This is a genomic window from Kitasatospora sp. NPDC059571 (assembly GCF_042735675.1).
In the GTDB taxonomy this organism is placed as follows: domain Bacteria; phylum Actinomycetota; class Actinomycetes; order Streptomycetales; family Streptomycetaceae; genus Kitasatospora.
Genome location: NZ_JBHWBW010000038.1, coordinates 14,511 through 30,293 on the forward strand (window position 1 = coordinate 14,511; position 15,783 = coordinate 30,293).

The following is a 15,783-nucleotide window of genomic DNA, read 5'->3' on the forward strand; positions in this document are numbered from 1 at the left end:
GCGGGCGCGCGGCCCCCCGCCCCCCCCCCCGGCGGGGGGGCCGGCGCCCCCCGGGGCGGGCCCCCCCCCGCGGGGCCCCCCCTCCCCGGACGGGCGCCCCGCCCCGGTGGCGGTCGGATCGAGAAGTGTCAGACCGACTCGTCCATGGCCCAGAAGCTCTGATAGCCCGCGTCCTGCGAGGCGCCGTTGCAGGCGTAGCCGCGGGTGCCACCGCCGGAGGAGATGTCCACGCACATGCTGGTGGGGTCCTCATTGGTGGCGCTCTTGAGGACCTGCTGGGACTGGCCGCTGACGGTGCGGTTGATCATCGCCCATCCCTGCCAGCCGCCGGTGAAGCTGGGACCGTTGCACACATAGGTACGCAGGTGGTAGGCGTGCGAGTAGTCCAGGCAGCGGCCCGTGTGCACGTTCTTCAGCTGGGCCCAGCCGTTGCTGAGGGCGATCACCTTCCACTGCTGGTAGTCCTGCCCGTTGCAGGTCCAGTTGCGCAGGAAACCGGAGGGGCTGGTGCCGGAGTCGTCCAGGCAGGTGCTGGCGTGGTAGTAGTCCGGGCTCAGGCTGATGAAGCGGTAGACGTGCCCGTTCGTCCAGTTGGTCGTCTGGCTCTCCGCGGTGGCGGTGCCGGTGCCGGCGACGGCGAGCCCGAGCGCCAGGGCGAGCGCTGCGGTGGCGGATCCGAGGGCGCGGAGCTTCATGCGGTCACCGCCGGAGCGGTGAATGTGGAACCTGACGTGGAACTGGTCACGGAAATCTCCCTTTCATGGAAGCTGAAGTCCCACAGCGGGGCGGCCAGGGCGGCGGCGAGAACCGATCCGGTTCGACGCATCATGTCCCTCCGTGGAGTGTTGATCAGTCACAGCCGAGGGTGCGGACGGTGTTGAACACCCACTTGCCGGAGTTGTCCTGCATCCCGAAGTGGAAGTCCTTGCAGATCGCGCCGTAGACGTCCGACAGCTGGATCGGCCCGGCGTGGTACCGGTAGTAGCCGTTGTCCCAGATCGAGCCGGTCCCGAAGCCGGGGACGGCGGTGATGCCGGCGGACATCCACTTGTACATGCCGTAGTAGCGGCCCTGGGCGGTGAGCGTGGTGCAGACGCTGTTCGGGTAGTCGTAGACGTTGCCGATTGCGGCGACGCTGCCCGATGCGTCGTAGAACTTGTAGGTCTGGCTCCCGTTGAAGCCGGACGGGCAACCGGAGTCGGCCGAGGCGGGGGCGGTGGCGCCGGCACCTGCGACGAGCGTGCCGGCGAGAACGGCGGCCGCGGCCACAGCGGAGCGGAACTTCGGTCCGATGGTCATGTTCGGCCTCCTGGTCCGATTTCGGTGAGGGACCGCGCAGGCGGCAGGGCTGGATCGCGGTGGTCCTGGGGCAGTTCGGCTGCTCCGCCCGTGAACCCATCGTCGCCGGGCCGGCGCCTCCGCTCCATGGCGTTGATCTGGCGTTCGTATGGCGTTCTGTCATGAGCCGCCCATAGAGTCGAGGTCCGGAGTCCAAGGGGGGCCAGGTGGGCGGGAGCGCCTTCGGTGAGATGCTGCGCGCGTGTCGGCTCTCGGCGGGTTGGACGCAGGAGGAGCTGGCCGACCGGTCGGGGATGTCCACCCATGCGATCAGCGTGCTGGAGGCGGGTCGGCGGCAGCCGCGGCTGTCGTCGGTGGCCCGGCTCGCCGAGGCCCTGGCGCTCGATCCGGTCCGCCGCGAGGAGCTCCTCGCGGCCGCACGCTCCGGCCCGACCCCGACCCCGCCGACCCCGACGCCGACCAGCCTCCGTGGCACGCCCGGCACCGGGTCCGCCCGCGCCGGCGCGCCGTGCCAACTCCCCTACGACACCCGACTGTTCACCGGGCGCAGCCGGGAGCTTGACGAGTTGACCGCGTTGGCCCGCACGGCGCCCGCGGGCACCGGCTGCGGCATGGTGGTGATCTCGGCCATCGACGGGATGGGCGGAGTCGGCAAGTCGGCGCTGGCCGTGCGGGCCGCACACCGGGCGAGGTCCCGGTTCCCCGACGGGCAGCTCTTCCTCGACCTCCACGGCCACACCCCCGGCGCGGCCCCCGTCACCGCCGCCGATGCCCTGGACTGGCTGTTGCGCTCGCTCGGTGTGCCACCGCAGCAGATCCCCGAGGAGCTGAGCACCCGGGCCGCCCTCTACCGGGAACGGCTCGCCGGCACCCGCACCCTCATCCTCCTCGACAACGCCGACAGCAGTGCGCAGGTCCGCCCGCTGCTGCCCGGGGCACCCGGCTCTCTGGTCCTGATCACCAGCCGCCGGCGGCTCGCCGGACTCGACGACGCCCACCGGATCGCCGTCGACCTCCTCCCCGGTCCGGACGCCGTGGCCCTGCTGCGCGAGGCCGCGGGAGCCGGCCGCGTCCCGGCCGGCGATCCGGCGGCCGACGAACTGGTCCGGCTCTGCGGCCGGCTGCCGCTCGCCATTCGCATCGCCGCCGCCCGACTGCGCCACCAGCGCGGTCTGAGCCTGTACGGCCTGGTCGAGCTGCTCCGCGACGAGCACCACCGGCTGGCCCGGCTGACCGACGAGGACCGCAGCCTGACGGCGGTCTTCGCCACCTCCTTCGCGTCCCTCACCCCCGCCGAACAGGAACTGCTGCGCCTGCTGGCCCGCTTCCCCGGCCACGACATCGACACCTTCGCCACCGCCGCTCTGGCCGACACCGACCACCGCACGGCGGAGCGGCTGCTGGAGAGCCTTCTCGACCACAACCTCCTGGTCCAGCGGTCCCCGGGACGCTACCTGTTCCACGACCTGGTCGCACTCTGCACCCGGGCGACGGTCGACCACCCGGCTGTCGAGGTGGACCAGGACCTCCCGCTGCAGCGGGTGGCCGCGTACTACCGCCACACCGCCGCGCGCGCCGGCGAGCACCTGGCGCGCCGCAGCCGCCCCGGTCGCGGCCCCGAGCCCACGGCTCCCACCGCACTGCCCGCACTGACCGACCGGGGCGAAGCGCTCGCCTGGATGCGCAGCGAGCACCGCAACCTGCTCGCCCTCCTCGGTCACCCAGCCACCGTGTCCCTCCGCTCGTTCACCGTGTCGCTCTCCTCCCACCTGGCAGCCTTTCTGCTGCTGGAGGGACGCTGGAGCCAGGCGGCCCACCTGCACCGGTCCGCGGCCGACGCCGCCGCGGCCGCCGGCGACCGCGGTGGTGAGGCGGACGCCCTGTGCGATCTGGGCCGGGTGCGTCACGCGACCGGCGACTACTGGGCCGCCGCGGAGCTGTTCGGGCAGGCCCTGACGATCCACCAGGATCTCGGCGACCGCCATGGCGAGGCCAACGACCTGCACGAACTCGGCCGCATCCGGTTGCTGACCGGCGAGATCCGGGAGGCCGCCTGGCTGCACGAACAGGCCCTGGGCGCCTTCCGTGCCCTCGGCGACCGGCTGGGTGAGGCCCGCGCACTGTGCGACCTCGGCCGGGCCCGGCACTCCTCGGGCGACTCCCCCGTCGCCATCGAGCTCTCCTTGCAGGTGCTCGACCTCTACCGGGCCATGGGCGACCACCGCGGCGAGGCCGCCGCCCTGCACGACCTGGCCTTCATCCTGGACGAGACCGGCGAACCGGAACGGGCCGGGACGTACTATCAGCAGGCGCTGACGATCTACCAGGAGCTCAACAGCGTCCAGGGCACGGCCAACGCCCTGCGCGGCCTGGGTCGGGTCCGGCACGCAGCCGGCGACCACCGCGGCGCGGCCGAACTGCACCAGCGTTCCCTGGACGCCTGCCGGGAAGCGGGCAGTCGGCACGGGGAGGCCGACTCGCTGCTCGGCCTGGCGCGCGCCCGCGAGGCGCTGGGCGACAGCAGCCGGGCGGCCGCGGGCTACCGGCAGGCTCTGGAGATCTACCGGGAGATCGGCAGCCGCCTCGGCGAGACCGGGGCCCTGCTCGACCTGGCCGCCCTGACCGAACGGACCGCCGGCCCCCGGGAGAGCCTGTCGCTCCACCAGCAGGCCCTGGCCCTCGCCCGCGACACCGACAGCCCGCTGGACCAGGCGCGCGCCCTGGAGGGCACCGCCCGCTGCAGTCTTGCCCTCGGCGACCGCACGACCGCCCTGGCCGAGGTGGAGGCCGCCACCGCCCTCTACCGCCGACTCGACTCCCCCGCCGCCGCGGAGGGCCTCGCCCGAACGCTCGCCCTGCGGGCCGAGCTTGCCGTGACGGCCGCCCCGGACGTAGCCAACGGCCCCCGAGGGCACGCTCCGGCCCGGTCGGCTACCGAACTTGATTGAGTGGTGTCGGTGCCGCTCGCCCGACGATCGGGGACCGGCACCGGTGGCCCGGGGGTGTGAGGTACGCGCAGGGCGGAGGATCGGCCATGGCGCCGTCGGTGCGGGCGGCGGCGCGAAGCGGTGGAATCCTTAGCTTGACTCTGAAGCTTCTATAGACCGTCAAGCTGCAGGAGACGGCCCGGTTTCGCCGCTGAAGGCGCTGGTGAGGTGGCGATAGACCTCTCTCGCGCGACGAAGCGCTTGAGGCATCTGAGGAGAGCGGGGAATCCCTCGGCTCACCTGGCCCGGCTCCGGGTCGTGGTCTGCGACTGGAGCCATGAGGTCCACCGCCGGCTCTACTGCGTCGCTTCGAGGTCAGCAACGCCGGCAGCGGCGCCGCTCTGAGTGATCAGCAGCTCGACGCGGTCGAGTGCGGCCTGGGTGGACTCCATCAGGTCGGTGTCGCCCTTGGCGATGCGCAGGTGCCGAGCCTCCAGCAGATGATCCCTGGCTGCCGCGAGGTCGCCTTTTTCCATGAGGTGCTTGGCGAAGTGCTGCAGCGCGAAGTCCACCAGCTCCGGCTGCTGGGTGCGGGCCGCGCCCAGAGCCTTGCGGTAGAGCCCGTCAGCAGTCTCGACGTCGCCGGCGTAGCGGTGGGCGTCGCCGAGGTTGAGCTCGGTGGAGATGACGGCCCGGGTGTTGCCGCCGGCGGCGGCCAGGGCGAGGGACTGCTGCAGGAACTCGCACGCGCCGCGGCAGTGGCCCGTAGTCATCAGGCCGATGCCGACCCACCGGGTCAGCATCCGCTGCCGGTCCGTCTCCGTCCCTTCGGGTAGCGCCCGCAGCTCCTCGCACAGTTCCTCCACGGCTTCAGCCAGTCGGTTGTGGTCGGTGGGGACCATGCGCAGCTCGTGGCCCTGCGTGATGAGGTGCTGGAGCACCGGAGCCCCCTTATTCGCTTCCTGCTCCCTCGGCTTGTGCTGATTCTATCCTCCGAGGCCGACGACCGGGCCCACTCGGAAGCCATGCCGTCCCAAGAGGTACCAAGGCGGCCAGGAAGGTCACCGACGACACCGAGGTTCCTAGCGGCGTTCTACGACTTCCCGGCCGAACACTTGATCTACCTTCGGACCACGAACCCCCATGGAGTCGGTCTTCGCCACCGTGCGCCTGCGCACGAGGGCGACCAAGGGCCCCGGTAGCCGGGCCGCCGGCCTGGCATGGCCGTCAAGCTCACCGAGGCGGCCCGGGCCCGCTCACGTGCTTCAATGCGCCCATCTGGTCGCCCTCGTCCGTCCCGGCGCACGGTTCACGGAGAGGCACCTGGACGAACGCGAGGAGATCGCAGCCTTATGGACACAGCCCTCTCACTCGATCTCGAACAAGGGCATCATTCCGGACGACACCGACACGCCCGGAGGCGCTCTCACTTCTCACCGACACTCCGCGCGTCACCGGCAGGCGTCCGGTCTCCAAAATCCACCGACGACTGCTCTCGATGGCCACCTGCACAGCCGGAGCTCGCACCCGCAACCCCGGAGGCACGGACGCTGGGACGGGTCCGAAGGCCCCACAACACCCAACGAGCGCTCACGATCGGTACGCGGCGTCGTGGAACCTGCGCAGCCGGGGGCTACGGATCGCGGGCAGCCCGACCAGGGTGTCTCTGAAGGCGCCGTCGTGGGGTTTCAGGGGGTACCAGGGCCGCGAAGGCAGTGGGTAGTCGTCTCGTAGGACACCCTCTGGGAGTACCCCGGTGGCGGGCATCGGCGAGGTCTCCTCCGGGCTTGTGAGGTACGCCCAGACTCCGCTGTCCAGCGGCACTACCGTCGCCTCGCGGTCGGGTGGGCGCCAGGGCTCGCCCGTGCCGGGGTGGCGGGGGACGAGGAGGACGTCGGGGCGGGGCCGGGGTTCCGGGATGCCCGGGCCGGCCAATCCCACAGAGCGGGAATCGGGTCCGGGCGGGAGGTAACGCGTCACGGCGTAGTCGAGCAGGTCGGTGACGGGGCCGGCGGGGAGGGTCACCGGGTGGCTCTCGGTGGCCGCCACGAGGTGGGCCAGCGCCACGCCGACCGCAGCCTCCCAGCGGCGGCTCCAGGACCCGTCGGGTTCAACGGGCGGGACGCGGTGTTCGGCACGCTCCAGGTCTGCCCAGCCGGGCATCGGGCCGTGCGCGAGTCCCGAGGGACGGCAGAGGACCGCGTCGGGCTCCAGCCACACGGTCTGCCACGAGCCGCAGTCGTCGATCCGGGTCGCCACGGCTCGTCCGCACCCCGTACAGGCCAGGTTGGGCCCGGCCCGGCCGTCCACGCCCCGGCAGTAACCCTCGCACTTGTCCAGGATCAGAGTCATCGACCGGGAGTCACCTGGCGCGATGACGATCCTGCCCCGCGCGCCGAAGGAGACGGAGTACACCGGGGCGTACACCCCTTGCCGGGCTGCCGCTTCCTCTCCGACCTCCTGCCACAACCGCCAGGGCGGTCCGGTGGGCAGGGGGTCGGCGGCGTACGTCCCCGGCTGCATCAGCGGAGGATGAAGTTCCTCCCAGGCACCGTGATGGGTGTGGACGGGGAGTGCGACCCGGGACACCGGTGCCGTCAGCTCAGTACAGCACCCGGCACACGCGAACACGTCCAAACAAGCTCCCCCGCTGCGGTTCACCGGAATTATGCTTCGATCGCGGCGGAGGATCCATCGGATTTCGGAGCTGCTCCAGCGCTTCCGGGAACCCCTCACCCCCTGGTTGACGACGGGTCGACGCCGCCCGGGTCGATGACCGCACAGGCCGGAGCACCAAGTGGCTCCTTCGAGGTCATGCACCTGCAGCCCTGGCCATTGTCCGCGTTGTGGAGGCGGCATTCGACCGCTCAGCACTTGCAACTCGTCCTCCAGGGTGGTGGCCTTGTCGACTGTGGTCGGATCGCCTCGGCGTAGACGCGGACCAGCTCGCGCAGGGCGCCGTTGTCACGCCCGAGAGGGATGGTTTCGTCGTCGGCCCGGGCACTGGGTGGTCAACGGGGTGCTGTGGCGGCTGCGAACCGGGGCTCCGTGGCGTGCTCCCCGAGCGGTACGGCCCGGGGCAAACGGTCTACGAGCACCCTCGGCCAGAGTGGCAGGTAAGTCTCTCCAGGCAATCACCCTTGTGGAAGGTAAGCGCCTCTCCAGCCAGAAACGGCCGGTTCTGGGGAGGTCGCCGATCCTGAGGCGGACTCACGACGGAGTCCTCGCAGCTCAGTGGCTATGATCCGGCACCGTTGCCGTCGCAGCCCGTGTGGCACAAACATATCGGTCGACTTCACTCGTCCGCGGTCGCCAGTAGCGCCGACGGAGCCTGCCCTGGTGACGGCAACCGGTCAGGAATTCGCGTGTCCTCTGCGTGAGGCCGTGCGAGCATCGACAGGTGATCGACGATGAGGAGCTGTTTGCCGCCGACCTGATCGGAAGGCGACTGCTGAAGTTGACCACGGCCTGGCACCACCATGCTGACGACGATCCGTCGCTGGTGCACCTGTGGCTTCACCTGGAGGGGCTGGGCCCGGTGCTGTTCCACACGCCCTCGACCGGCGTGTCTCTGCGTCCCGACCGGCCGCACGGTCCGTACTCGATGGAGGAGTATGGAAGCGTCTCAGTGATCGACGATTCGCCGGATGTTCCGGTGACCCGCTTCGTCGGACAGGTGATCCGCTCGGTCCGGCAGATCGACTACAACGACGGCCGTGTCAGCTTCACGGCCGGCCTCACCCTCCAGTTCCCCAAAGGGAGCATCCGTTTGCTCGGTCTCGTTGACGACCTCCTCATCGCCCACGACCAGCCTCTGGGCGCTGTCGAGGCCCACCTTCACGAGGATGTGACCCTCGCGCGGGTGGTGCAGACCTCCGTGGGCTGCCCGTTGCAGTGGGATGCCTGGACGACTACGGGCCAGTGCCTGTACCTGCGGTACCGGCACGGCGAGGGGACTGTCGAGCAGCATCCGAGCGAGGACGTCGACACCTGGGACGGCGAGGAGTCGAGGCTCTGGACCAGCTGGGACGACGGAACCAACGGCGGCTGGATCGACCTCAACGATTTCCTCGCCACGGCCGGCCTGCTGCTGGCCCCGGAAGCCGAGGTCCACACCACACCACCGATCGACCTGAAGGCCTGAGGACGATGATCACGCACCCCGGCCGCGACTACGCGACCACCGCGATGTACTCCGTGCCCGACGAAGCCTGGTATCTCGAACTGGACCTCGTCCGGGAGCAACGGGCCGTGGTGACCGCGATCATCCCTGACGAGGACCCAGCGCGCGAGCCGACGGTGTGCTTCGATCCCCGAGGACGACACTTGGACATCCCGTACGAGGTCATGCGCTGGTTCATGGACCAGGTCGCGGAGGAGATCCGGACGTCCCGCGCCTGGATGCGGCTGAGGCCCGAGCTGGTGGAGGTGATCCACCGCTTGCGCCAGGATCATCTGGGCTTCATCGAGGACGTCGACTTTCCCGACGTACTCGCGGAGCTGCGCGTTGCCGTCCCCGAGGCCGATCTTCCCGCCGTTCTTGCGGCCGCCTTCGGGCGGAATCCCGATGGCACCTCGATGGATAGCATGCAGGCGTTCCAGCTCGTCGCTGCGGAAGAGGCGGGGAGGGATCACTGTCCCACCGCCCCCGCGTCCGAGGTCAGTGGCTCGCGTTGAGCCGACTGATCAGCCGGCGGTTGGCAACTCGGACGGCTTGGAGTTGTTCGTCGCGCTCCTCCAGTTGACCGGTGAGACCGACCGCTTGCTGTTCGAGGGCGGTGATGCGGCGCTTGAGCTTGTCGATGTCGTCGGTTCCGCCGAGTCCGGAGTCTCTCCGCGCCCGCTCGCCGAGGAGCTCGGAGAGCTTGCCATCCAGGGTCCGGACCTTGCAGTGAGACGGCCGGCGCGTTCCTGGGCGTTGGCCAGGTCGGATTGGAGTGAGGCGCGGGTGACCACGGGGCAGGAAGCCGCTGCTGACGGCGCCGAGCCGCTCGTGGCGTTCGGCTACGTAATGGTCGAAGGCCTGCCCCGGGAGAGCAGGAGCACGATCAGGCGGTCCCGGGCGTTGCGGCATTCTCGGAACATCGCCACCACCTGCTCATCGCTGGTGCGGTCAACCGCCGACTCCGGCTCCTGGAGTCGGTGCCGAGCCTTCATCCGGTAGGCCAGGCCGATCCCCTCGGCCCGCGCTTCCTCCGGCAGACTCCGCGTGTCGGCACGCTCGTAGAGCGCGCCCAGCACCCACTTCGGCGCCGCGCCGTCGCGGATCGCGTGAGTGAGGAACCCCGCACGCCGGTCAGGATTCGATTGACCCGGCGCTCACCTCGGACCGGCTCGGCTCCAGGCCCCATCCGCACCATGCCGATGCTGCCGTCCGGCTCGGTTGCGACGTCCGTGGGCGTGGGCGAGCTCGACCAGTTGTGGTCAGTCCTCGGCGCCGCCCCATGGTCAGGATCTGGTGTTGGAGGAGGACGGCGTCGGTGGTCGCGGTTTGGTCTCCGGGGGCGGAGACTAGGGCGCGTTGCTGGTCGAGGCTGATGATCTGATGCGGCGGCACGGTGAGCAGCGCCGTTGACTTGCCGCTCGCCGCGCTGCCGATCATGACGTCGACGTCGTGATCTGCGGCTGGATCTCGGTCCGGTTGATCACCAGCGGACACAGTGCAAAGGTGAGGCCGCGCAGGGCGGAGGCGGAGGCGGTGATGCCGGCGGCGACGTGGCGGGCGTTGGGGCGGTGCCTTACTGGTGAAGCGCCGGTGTTTCGAACCTGCGCTATTCCCGTGCCGGCTGACCCCACCGCGAGATGGGCCGCGAGCCCGTGGCGGCTATTCGGTGGCGCTGTCGATGCCCCGGAGTGCATGTTGCAGTGGTGAGTGAAACGTCGTTGGCTGAGCACGAAGACCGTTGGATCATGAATCTTCGGGGCCGGACCGTTACCCAGATCAGCGTTGGCTACCACCTGTTCCTGCACCTCGACTCGGATGCCCGCGTGGATCTTGGATGCCCCTTCAAGCTCACCCAGGCTCTCGGAGAGGGCCGTCAGGATGTACACCTCGACCCTGGGAAACGGGATGTGGCGGCGGCACTCGGGCTGTTCGGAGCGAAGGTCCTGTCTGCGGTGGCCTTCAAGAGCGGCTCACTGCGGCTGGTCTTCGACACCGGCTGCCACCTCACCAGCCTGGCGGACCCCTCGTTCGAGGCATGGGAAGTGGAAGTGCTCGGGCCCGGAGGCTGGCGGATTATCTCGACGCCGGGCGGGAAACTCGCGGTCTGGCCCGAGCCATCCACGACCTCCTGATACTGCTGACGAGGCGCTGTTCCGACCGTGGCCACTCCGTAGGGCCTCTACCGGTCCTGGCTGGCTTCATCGCGCGCAGCCGGACGGAGGCGGCCATGGCCTGGTCACCGACGTCGATGCCCAAGTGCCCACCGCGGGCGCGCAGGAGCAGCGAGGCGGTCCCGGTGTCGGACTCGCCGGGCGCGGCGTCGGTGTCCGGCGCGGAGTCCAGCATCGCAGCGGGTGCGGGCCGTTGTGCAGCGGCTGACGCTGCACAGGCGGAGCCGGCGCTGCCGGATCGGCAAGAGCCGGGAGGCTGGCAGGAGCGGAGAACGAGCCGGGGGTCGAACTCCCGGCCGACTTCAAGAGGATCGTGTCGAGCCCCGTACCGGGCTGGAACTCGGTGACCACGGCCTGCTCTTCCCGCCGGGGCGGCCTGTCAGGCGCGGCGGGCGGGGCCTGCGGGTGATGCGGGAGCCGGCGGGGGCGGGGGGCCGTCGTGGCGGGCGCTGGCGCGCCAGTCGGCAACCCGGACCAGGGTTTCCAGGAAGGCGAGCCGGAACGGGCCGAGGCCGGGGTCGCCCAGCAGCGCCAGTGCCTGTTCGGTCCAGGCCTCCGGGAAGGTGGCGGTGTGCAGGGTCCGGGCGGGGAAGTGCTCGCCGGTGGACAGGGTGACGGGCGGGGTGCGGTCCCCGTCCGCGACGCCGAGCAGCAGTGGTTCCTCCTCGCCGCGCGGGCGCACGGTCATCCGGACGTGGCCGTGGTGCGCGGCGGCCAGGTAGGCGACGAGCGGGTGGTGGCCGTCGTGCCGGAGCATGAGCGCGCTGACGAGCTCGTGCCGGAAGTAGGGGCGCGGCGAGCGGTAGGGCGGTAGCGGGTGGGCGCCGTTCTTGGACTTGGCGAGCAGGCCGCCCGGCGGGTCGGTCCGGCCGGCGCGCAGCTTCTCCTGGAAGGCGTCGTGGCACTTGCCGAGGTCGTGGTAGCGGGCCGCCCGGATGACGGACTCGTACAGTTCGGTGGGGAGTTCGGGGAGCGCCGCGAGCAGCAGGCGTGCCTCGTCCGCGGTCTCCTGGAGATGCCGGTCGAGGCTGACCCAGGAGGTGCAGCCGTGGGCGGGCCGTTCGGGAGCGGCGGCTTCAGGCGGCACCGGGACCGGGCTCGCCAGGGTCCAGCCCCGGTCGGGGAGGTAGCCGCCGGTGCGGGAGTCCAGGAGGAGGCGGGCGCCGGGTTGCAGGTCCGAGGGCCGTGCGGGGCGCCACCGGCCGTCCAGCGCGTCGCGCAGCCAGGCCCGGCCGGCTGGCAGGTTGCGGAGTTCGCCGAGCGGCACCGGGCAGAGCTCGGCGCTCGACGGGTCGGGCTCGTCCTCGGCGGGCCCGGTGGACTCGACAGGCGTGACGGGTCCGGTGGCCTCGGCGGGTCCGGCGGGCGTGCCAGGCGTGGCGGGCTCCCAGGCGCGCCAGGCAACCAGCACCGGGAGCGCCGCGAGGTCGGACGGCTCGCAGATCCAGCGGTCGGCGGTGGCTGCCGCGGTGCCGCTGTCGGGGGCGGAGTCGAAGAGGGACAGGAGGTCCTCGCGGCCCGGTCCCGGTGGCGGGAGCGGCTCGTCGACGCGGGCCGCCAGCAGCTCGGCGGGGGTGACGGCCCGGCCTTCGTGGGCGGTCAGCCAGCGTGCGGTGGCCGCGTCGCCGCCCTCCGCGGGCGTGCACCAGAGCAGGTCGCCCTCGGGGTGCTCGCCGTGGCGGTTGCAGCGGCCTGCGCGCTGTACGAACGAGGCCCACGGCGCCAGTTCGGTGACCAGGGTGCGGCTGGACAGGTCGAGCCCGACCTCCACGGCCGGGGTGGCGACGACGACGAGGTCACGCGAGTGTTCGGTGGCGGCGAGCAGGACGCGGCGGCGGTCGGAGGCGCGGAAGTACGGATGCAACAGGAGCACCTCGAGGCCCGTGGCGGCCAGCCCCGCGTGCACGGCCCGGGCCCGCTCCAGGGAGTTGAGCACCACGATGGTTCGGGTGCCGGGCACGTGCGCGGCGGCGACGGCTTCGGTGAGGGCGGCCGGGTAGCGCTCGACCGCGAGGTCGAGGTGGGTGATCCGCCGACGCGTCTCGGGCCCGTCCGGGACATGCATGGCATCGCCGAGGCCGGCCGGATCCCGGGTGGACGACATCCACATCGTCCTGGTCGCCGCCGAAGTCCCCAACTGCTCTCGTAGCAGCTGGAGTTGAATGCCGGTGGACAGGCCGGGGCCGAGCAGGTGCAGCTCGTCGAAGACCCACTGGGTGTCGGTGTGCAGCAGACCGTACGAGACCGGCGCCATGGTCCGCGTGTCCGCGTAGCCGCGCATGAGTGCCTGGCTGAGCACCATGTCGTGGGTGCCGATCAGGATCGCGGTCCGCTCGGGCCTGCGCCGCCAGGCGCCCTCCTGCGCCGCGATGCCCCCGAGGAGGTGAAGCCCCACCTCGCCGGTCAGGTCCAGGCGCTCCAGCCACTGCCCGACGCGGGCGAAGGTCTGGTCGGCGAGGCACTGCCGGGGCAGGACGAGTACCAGCCGGCGCGGGGTGTCCCCGTCCTCGCCCGCCAGACGACGGTGCAGCCAGGGCAGGACCGCGGCCACGGTCTTGCCGGCGCCGGTGGGAGCCTGGAGGAGGGCGGGCAGGCCGTCAGCGGCCAGCTTCGACTGGTAGGGGTAGGGGGTGTAGCCGGTCGCGGTGCGCGTGAAGGTCTCAAACTCGGCCGTCATACACCCAACGTATCGAGGTCGTCGCGGGTGGGGGCCAGTGGTGACGGACAAGGGCCGCGGGCCGCCCGCTGCCTGGACGGGGCCCGCCGCGCCCGGACGGCGGCCAAGGCCAACCCGGACGTCCTCGCCCCGGCCACCGACAGCACCGGCGGCGGCGCGTACGAGGACGCCGACGTCTCCGACGAGTTCTACTGGGCGGCGGCCGAACTCCTCGCCACCACAGGCAAGTCACAGTACCGGGACGCGGTCACCTCCTCCCCCTGCACACCCGGCCGGCGGAAGGGTTGTGCGGGGCGGCACCGCGACGCTCGGCCGGATCACCCTGGCCACCGTGCCCGGCGTGGCGCCGCCCGAGGACGACGTGAACGGCTGCGCGGCCTGCCGGCCTCCGCCGCCGACGGCTACCTGTCCACCACGGGCGGCCAGCGCCGCGCAGTGCCGATCGCCGCCGACGCCTGCGTGTGGGGTCGAACAGCTCGGTCGCCGACAACGCGATGGTGACGGCCGTCGCCTACGAGTGGCCGGCGCAACGCCCTGGACCGCGATCCCCGGAGAACGCGCACCACCGTTTCTGGGCGCACCAGAACGACGCCGCGCTCCGGTGGGACGCTGGACTGGGGCTTCCACGGTGGCCGGCGGGTCGCCGCCCGATTCACCCCTGACGGCGCCGACTCCGTCTGAGCACCGCCCCGGGCCGCCGACCCCGGGATCAGCCCCGACGGCCGGCGGCCGGCGCGTCACGGGGTCATCCCAGCTTCCACTGCTGGTTGCTGCCGCCGCTGCAGGACCACAGCTGGACGGGCGTGCCGTCGGCGCTCCCCAACCCGGCCACGTCGAGGCAGAGCCCCGACTGCACGCCGGTGATCGTGCCGTTCGGGTTGACCTGCCACTGCTGGTTGGGCTGGCCGTTGCAGGTCCAGACGATCGCCTTGGTGCCGTTGACGGTGCCCTTGGCGTTGGCGTCCAGACACAGGGTGCTTCCGCCGACGGTCACGGTCAACTGGTTCGAGGGCGTGCGGGTCCAGGTCTGGTTCGCGGCGCCGTTGCAGGCGTGGATCTGCTGCTGCGTGCCCGCCGCCGTGCTCGGGTCGGTCAGGCACTTTCCCGCGGCGACCGCGCGCAGCGCGCCTGTCGTGCCGGCGGAGGGGGCCGCGTCCAGTCCCATGAAGTGGACCGCGTTGGCGGCCATCCCGGCTCCCTGGATCGGCAGTTGGTGTCCGGCGCCGGCGATGCTGTACGCCTCGACCTGGGTGGTCCCGGCACTGTTGTCGTACCGGGTCCGGGTCCAGCCGGACGCGGGGGTGTCGGTGGCCGACGGTGTCTGGCTCACGCCGAGGACGTCGGTCCACTGCTTGATCTCTTCGCCGAGGTCGTTGTGGCTCAGGATGGTGTCGGCGGTCCCGTGCCAGAGCTGCACGCGCGGCCGCGGGCCGGCGTAGCCGGGGTACGCCGTCTTCCGCACCAGGTCGCCCCACTGCCGCGGGGTCATGGAGACCTGGCCCTGGGCGCAGGCCGAGTTCCAGCCGCGCACCGAGCCGGTGGCGAAGCAGTGGTAGGGCACCCCCATGAACGCCGCGCCGGCCTTGAAGACGTCGGGGTAGTCGGCGAGCATCACGTTGGTCATCATCGCGCCCGAGGACTCCCCGGTCACGTACACGGCGTCGGGGTTGCCGCCGTAGTGCTGCTCCGCATAGGTGATCATCGACATCAGCCCGACCGGGTCGCTACCGCCTCCCCGGGTCAGCGCTTGGTCGGAGGAGACGTCCCAGCAACTGCCGCCCGGGTTCGTCGAGGGGTAGATGACGAGGAAGCCGTACTGGTCGGCCAGCGCGGCGAAGTCGGTGCTCGAGTACATGTAGGGGCCCGTCCCCTGGCAGCCGTGCAGGGCGAGCAGGATCGGCGGGTTGGGCTTGGCACCGGCCGGCACGTACAGGTGCATGAGCAGGCCGGTCGGGTTGGTGCCGAAGTTCGTGATCTGGGTCAGCGAGGCGGCGGCGGCGCGGGGCGCCGTCTGCAGGCCCAGGACGACCGCGAGGGCGAGCACGGCGACGAGGCCGATCAGCCTGGACGCGAACGAGCGGGTTGGGGACATGGGACCTCTCCGTCGGGACTGCCAACGGCATGAGGAGGTTCCGGCGCCACTCCGGATGAGCCGCCGATGCTACTCGCTGCGAGCCTTCGTTGTCGCCAACCATCGCGCCGGGAGACCTGGTTGACCGAAAGGGAACACTCCGTCCAACCGGGGTGCGCCGGTCGGCCCGGGCCGGGGCGCCCGGCGCGCGCAGTGAAGTCGCAGGCGGAAAGGCTTGGGGAGAGCCCCCGCGCCGGGGAGGCCGGACGGCGCCGAGCCGACGACTCGAACAGGCCGCTGCGCGGAGTATTGACAACCCGTAACCCCTGATCCACATTCTATCGAGGCACCCGTGTGGAGAGGCGATCTTCCCGCAGCACGAATTGTTAGCGCTAACAGCATGATCGAGGGTCCGGCGCCCGCTTCCCCTCGACCGCCTCCCACCGCCCCCCCAGCGCCCCGCCGCGCCCCGC

The 15,783-nt window shown here is 71.4% G+C and carries 13 protein-coding genes and 1 pseudogene; 7 read left to right on the plus strand and 7 right to left on the minus strand.

The window, feature by feature from the left end:
- Positions 1-128: 128 nt before the first annotated feature.
- Entirely contained in the window at positions 129-695 is a 567-nt protein-coding gene (locus tag ACFV0G_RS07235; protein WP_380542992.1) for a ricin-type beta-trefoil lectin domain protein, read from the minus strand.
- Between the two features lie 154 nt (positions 696-849).
- Positions 850-1,299 (minus strand): hypothetical protein, encoded by a 450-nt coding sequence (locus ACFV0G_RS07240; protein ID WP_380542995.1) that lies wholly within the window; start codon positions 1,297-1,299, stop codon positions 850-852.
- A 206-nt stretch (positions 1,300-1,505) separates the two neighbouring features.
- Here ACFV0G_RS07240 and ACFV0G_RS07245 point away from each other — a divergent pair, with 206 nt between their 5' ends.
- Entirely contained in the window at positions 1,506-4,247 is a 2,742-nt protein-coding gene (locus ACFV0G_RS07245) for an ATP-binding protein (RefSeq protein ID WP_380542998.1), read from the plus strand.
- 335 nt (positions 4,248-4,582) lie between these two features.
- On the opposite strand, the gene ACFV0G_RS07250 is transcribed toward ACFV0G_RS07245, so the two are convergent.
- Positions 4,583-5,167: a hypothetical protein gene (locus ACFV0G_RS07250; RefSeq protein ID WP_380543000.1), complete on the minus strand. Its 585-nt coding sequence runs from the start codon at positions 5,165-5,167 to the stop codon at positions 4,583-4,585.
- A gap of 104 nt (positions 5,168-5,271) precedes the next feature.
- Between ACFV0G_RS07250 and ACFV0G_RS07255 the strand changes: the two are divergent.
- Positions 5,272-5,561, plus strand: a pseudogene (locus ACFV0G_RS07255) (IS256 family transposase); the annotation flags it as partial.
- A gap of 255 nt (positions 5,562-5,816) precedes the next feature.
- On the opposite strand, the gene ACFV0G_RS07260 reads toward ACFV0G_RS07255, so the two are convergent.
- Positions 5,817-6,749: a hypothetical protein gene (locus ACFV0G_RS07260; RefSeq protein ID WP_380543002.1), complete on the minus strand. Its 933-nt coding sequence runs from the start codon at positions 6,747-6,749 to the stop codon at positions 5,817-5,819.
- Positions 6,750-7,626: 877 nt separating this feature from the next.
- Between ACFV0G_RS07260 and ACFV0G_RS07265 the strand changes: the two genes are divergently transcribed.
- From ACFV0G_RS07265 to ACFV0G_RS07275, 3 genes are read left to right on the plus strand one after another with little or no spacing between them, the layout of a single operon-like run.
- Complete coding sequence (locus tag ACFV0G_RS07265; protein ID WP_380543005.1) at positions 7,627-8,370, plus strand: hypothetical protein; 744 nt, start codon at positions 7,627-7,629, stop codon at positions 8,368-8,370.
- Between the two features lie 5 nt (positions 8,371-8,375).
- Positions 8,376-8,903 carry a hypothetical protein gene (locus ACFV0G_RS07270; RefSeq protein WP_380543008.1) on the plus strand — a complete coding sequence of 176 codons (528 nt, stop codon included), beginning with the start codon at positions 8,376-8,378 and terminating at the stop codon, positions 8,901-8,903.
- A 37-nt stretch (positions 8,904-8,940) separates the two neighbouring features.
- A complete protein-coding gene (locus ACFV0G_RS07275) occupies positions 8,941-9,390 on the plus strand; it encodes a hypothetical protein (RefSeq protein ID WP_380543011.1) in 450 nt (149 codons plus the stop codon).
- A gap of 434 nt (positions 9,391-9,824) precedes the next feature.
- Here the strand turns inward: ACFV0G_RS07275 and ACFV0G_RS07280 are convergent, their stop codons facing one another.
- Positions 9,825-10,277: a hypothetical protein gene (locus ACFV0G_RS07280; protein WP_380543026.1), complete on the minus strand. Its 453-nt coding sequence runs from the start codon at positions 10,275-10,277 to the stop codon at positions 9,825-9,827.
- Here ACFV0G_RS07280 and ACFV0G_RS07285 point away from each other — a divergent pair.
- The gene (locus ACFV0G_RS07285) at positions 10,191-10,523 is read left to right on the plus strand and encodes a DUF6188 family protein (RefSeq protein WP_380543023.1); all 333 of its coding nucleotides are present in this window, start codon (positions 10,191-10,193) and stop codon (positions 10,521-10,523) included. The genes ACFV0G_RS07280 and ACFV0G_RS07285 overlap by 87 nt on opposite strands.
- Positions 10,524-10,941: 418 nt before the next feature.
- On the opposite strand, the gene ACFV0G_RS07290 is transcribed toward ACFV0G_RS07285, so the two are convergent.
- A complete protein-coding gene (locus ACFV0G_RS07290) occupies positions 10,942-13,239 on the minus strand; it encodes a CRISPR-associated endonuclease Cas3'' (RefSeq protein ID WP_380543014.1) in 2,298 nt (765 codons plus the stop codon).
- Between the two features lie 27 nt (positions 13,240-13,266).
- Here ACFV0G_RS07290 and ACFV0G_RS07295 point away from each other — a divergent pair, with 27 nt between their 5' ends.
- Positions 13,267-13,740 carry a glycoside hydrolase family 9 protein gene (locus ACFV0G_RS07295; RefSeq protein ID WP_380543017.1) on the plus strand — a complete coding sequence of 158 codons (474 nt, stop codon included), beginning with the start codon at positions 13,267-13,269 and terminating at the stop codon, positions 13,738-13,740.
- A gap of 244 nt (positions 13,741-13,984) precedes the next feature.
- Here the strand turns inward: ACFV0G_RS07295 and ACFV0G_RS07300 are convergent, their stop codons facing one another.
- Positions 13,985-15,331, minus strand: a complete 1,347-nt coding sequence (locus ACFV0G_RS07300; protein ID WP_380543020.1) for a PHB depolymerase family esterase — start codon at positions 15,329-15,331, stop codon at positions 13,985-13,987.
- Positions 15,332-15,783 lie beyond the last annotated feature (452 nt).

Bases quoted from the DNA above. Each gene is read 5' to 3' on its own strand.
- ACFV0G_RS07235 (WP_380542992.1), bottom strand. From the start codon at position 695: ATGAAGCTCCGCGCCCTCGGATCCGCCACCGCAGCGCTCGCCCTGGCG.
- ACFV0G_RS07240 (WP_380542995.1), bottom strand. From the start codon at position 1,299: ATGACCATCGGACCGAAGTTCCGCTCCGCTGTGGCCGCGGCCGCCGTT.
- ACFV0G_RS07260 (WP_380543002.1), bottom strand. From the start codon at position 6,749: ATGCAGCCGGGGACGTACGCCGCCGACCCCCTGCCCACCGGACCGCCC.
- ACFV0G_RS07270 (WP_380543008.1), top strand. From the start codon at position 8,376: ATGATCACGCACCCCGGCCGCGACTACGCGACCACCGCGATGTACTCC.
- ACFV0G_RS07290 (WP_380543014.1), bottom strand. From the start codon at position 13,239: ATGACGGCCGAGTTTGAGACCTTCACGCGCACCGCGACCGGCTACACC.
- ACFV0G_RS07300 (WP_380543020.1), bottom strand. From the start codon at position 15,331: ATGTCCCCAACCCGCTCGTTCGCGTCCAGGCTGATCGGCCTCGTCGCC.